The organism is Candidatus Contendobacter odensis Run_B_J11, from assembly GCF_000531125.1.
GTDB lineage: Bacteria > Pseudomonadota > Gammaproteobacteria > Competibacterales > Competibacteraceae > Contendibacter > Contendibacter odensensis.
This window is the reverse complement of record NZ_CBTK010000221.1, coordinates 1-3,216: the sequence shown is the minus strand read 5'-3', so window position 1 is coordinate 3,216 and position 3,216 is coordinate 1. Positions and strand designations below refer to the sequence as shown.

The window sequence follows — 3,216 nt, the reverse complement described above, 5'->3', positions numbered from 1 at the left end:
TCCTTCCAGTCTCGATGTTAATCATCGACCCTTGGAAGACGAAATCCAGGGGGCACCTCACTTTTTGCAACAGAGGCTAAGACTGTGGTGCAACATCCGCTCCATGATTTGCATTGGGCTGCACGATTAAGCACGCTAAAACGCCAAGGGTCGGCGATAGTACCGGCGCTTGTAGTTGGAATCACTGGGGCGTTCTCCCTCCACTACACCCTCGAAATTTCGATCTTGGTGGCTTGGTGTGTCTACTGCGCTATCGTACTTTCCCTAACAGGATTGCTAGCCTTGCGAATGGATGCACAAGCGACCAGCCGCCGTGCTCAATGGAACGATCCGGGATCATTTTTGTTGTTCATTTTAGTGATTATCGCCGGTTGCGCCAGTCTCGCGGCGGTTACCTTAGCTATTGACACCGGTAACACCTTACAAGGATGGTCCCGTTGGGGCCATCTCTGTGTAGTGTCTTTGTCGTTAGTGGGGGCTTGGTTGCTCATTCAGACCGCTTTTGCTCTCCATTACGCCCGCGTCTATTACCGACCGTCTCCCTCCACGAATGAATCCGCCTACGGATTAGTTTTTCCGGGGGATTGTAAACCTGATTATCTCGATTTTTTTTACTATTCGGCTGTGATTGGCATGACCTCGCAAGTGTCCGATGTCGCTGTGAAAAGCCCTCGCATGCGTCGATTAACATTAGGGCACGGTTTGTTATCGTTCTGGTTCAACTTAATCGTCCTCGCTATCGCGATCAATGTACTCGCCTCTCGTTTGATCTAGTTTTTTAAGGGCGTAACTTTTTCTATTCAGTGGATTGTTTAAAAGCGGTTTATAGGAGGGAAAAATGCCAGATAAAGTCGAGATGAAGTGGTTGAATGAACCCGAAGACCACGATTATACCGCAGCGCTGTCGTACTTGTCCCTGCTCTACGATGAGCAAAAAGCCACTGCCTATGTAAATCAGTTGAAACATGCATTGCTATCAGAGTTCAAGGCGAAGGATATTTTTAGGGCGTCCGGTTTATTCTTGCTGGGCATCAGCAATGCTCATGTCGAAAAAGATCAAAATAAAATACAGTCTGGAATCGAGTTATCGCCTCTTCTTCTAATAAGAGATTCAGTCCACGGAAAAGTAATCATTGCGGACGGATATCATCGGTTGTGCGCGGTCTACTCTTATAATGAGGATGCGGTAACTTCATGTAAAATCGCGTAGCATCATCGGCTATCTAAATGCCTTGAGGCTAGGCTCTCGGTGCCTGTAAACATTAGACAATTCAGCACGGTCTGTCTCATCGCAGATTCCCTCTTTCCATTTTCCCCGGCCATGCCAAGCCAACTCAGCCGTTCTAGCCGGGTAGCCAACCAGCCCTTCCATTGGGTAGCATGATTGGAGCTTCCTTCACGATTTCTGGAGTTCCACATCATCTCTACTTTGGGGTCTGACAATCATGATTGTCAGACCCCGTTTATCAGTAGGGGTTCTACGCCCCTGCAAAAACCAGCGTGCTACGCGGCTACTTTGATTGGGGTGGCCCCCATTTACCGCCAGATTTTGTGCAGACACGTTGTGCCCCCGTTTCGGTTGAAGGGATTACAGTGATGCAGGGTGCCCCCGCTAAAATCCATCCTATTCAACCTTCCGCTGGATCACAGTGCGCAAAAAATCGGGCACGGAAAAAACACCCAAAAAACTTGAGAGTAAAACAAACCGCTTTCGGTGATGGGTAAAAACGATTTGTACCGTAAAAACCGTTTTTACCGTTTGTATTATTTGGGCCGACCGGTCTTGATCCGTTCAATCGCCGCCAACGCCGCGCAAAAATCGGGGTCGGGTAAGGTAGCCAACAGCCGCAACCCGGCCCGAACCAGTTCGCTTTTGTTGACGCCGATCCCCAAGCTTAACCCGCGGGTTTTGAGTTGGGTCAGCAACTGGTGATCCGACTCGGGCAGAGTGAAGCTGTCTCGAACCACTGGGGTTATTTTGGGCGCAACAGGTTCGGGGGGTTTTTCGGCAATATCCAGCAGCGCTTCCGCTTTGAAAAATCGAGCGTCCAGGGTGGATCGTTCGCTCTCCAGGGATCGCAGCATGGCGGATTTGAGATCTTTAGCCACGGTTAGGGCTCCCGCATTCGAGGACCACCAAAATTTCGTCCAACAGCGCGTTGATTTCGGTCGCGGCGATTTTGGCTTCTTGACCCTGGTCGCCCACAACGCAACCCCACGCCGCTGATTGGCGGTACGCGGTGCGCAACCCCAACCGGGTGTGCAGCAGCGGAATACCAAAGTTTTCTAGGACCTCCAACGCGCTTCGGGCCAGGGTGGTGTGCTGGCTCATGTTGACGACGATTCGGGCCTGCAGGGATTCGTTGATCGGTTGCACACTTTCAACCAGTTTTTGGAATCCGGTGGTGGCCCACAAATCCGCCGGGGAAGGAATCACCGGCATCAGCGCCAGATCGCTAATCAGCAACGCACTGTACGAAACCGTGGAATCCATGCCCGGTGGGCCATCCAAAAACAAAAAATCGTAGTCCTCCACGAATTTCTTGGCTTCGCGATGCACTTTGCCCCCCGCCGCACTCAGACTCACCACGCGGGCCGGAAAGGGGTGATCATCGTCCGTCGCCGATGCGGCCCACCGCACCGCCGTCCCTTGGGGATCGGCATCAATCACCAACACCCGGCTGCCGCGTCGGGCCAGGGTACCGGCCAGTTGCAAACAACAGGTGGTTTTGCCGGCTCCACCCTTTTGGTTGGCCACGGTAATGATTTTTGCTGCCATGGGGTTGATGTTATCCCGGTATTAATAATATGAACCGTTTTTACGGTACAAACTATATTATTCATGGTTGTTAGCCGGGGGTCAAGCCAAGGGGGAAACCGATTGATGTGGAGGGGCGAGCGCGGGAAGGATCAAAAGCCTTAAACTTGGAGATTGAACCCGGTTAGCGCTGAACTACAACTGCGGCGGTGGGCGACGTAACAGGCAAAACGGGTAAAAAACGGGTTGTTTTTTATTGAAGCCCTTTTTTTTTTGAAGTTGGATTTTTGCCTGTTTTACCTGTTTACCTGTTACATTTTTATATTATTAAATAAGAATAGTATACTTATAAAAAACACCCTCCAACCACTGCTAACCGCCCAACAAGGCGGGGAACTGAGGTGCCCCTCGTTTTTCGCTTTCCAACAAGCCGCGCTTAAGCCGCCTTTGGGTGCTGA

The 3,216-nt window shown here is 51.0% G+C and carries 4 protein-coding genes; 2 read left to right on the top strand and 2 right to left on the bottom strand.

Features of this window, described 5'->3' with window-relative positions:
• Window positions 1-87 precede the first annotated feature (87 nt).
• The gene (locus tag BN874_RS12840; protein ID WP_195912187.1) at window positions 88-774 is read left to right on the top strand and encodes a DUF1345 domain-containing protein; all 687 of its coding nucleotides are present in this window, start codon (window positions 88-90) and stop codon (window positions 772-774) included.
• Between the two features lie 64 nt (window positions 775-838).
• Window positions 839-1,210 carry a hypothetical protein gene (locus BN874_RS12835; protein WP_034434034.1) on the top strand — a complete coding sequence of 124 codons (372 nt, stop codon included), beginning with the start codon at window positions 839-841 and terminating at the stop codon, window positions 1,208-1,210.
• Window positions 1,211-1,764: 554 nt separating this feature from the next.
• Here the strand turns inward: BN874_RS12835 and BN874_RS12830 are convergent.
• Window positions 1,765-2,109 carry a hypothetical protein gene (locus BN874_RS12830; protein WP_051497809.1) on the bottom strand — a complete coding sequence of 115 codons (345 nt, stop codon included), beginning with the start codon at window positions 2,107-2,109 and terminating at the stop codon, window positions 1,765-1,767.
• On the bottom strand, window positions 2,102-2,779 hold the full coding sequence (gene parA, locus BN874_RS12825; protein WP_034434032.1) for a ParA family partition ATPase: 678 nt from the start codon (window positions 2,777-2,779) through the stop codon (window positions 2,102-2,104). The genes BN874_RS12830 and parA overlap by 8 nt, the downstream gene beginning before the upstream one ends.
• Window positions 2,780-3,216: the final 437 nt, after the last annotated feature.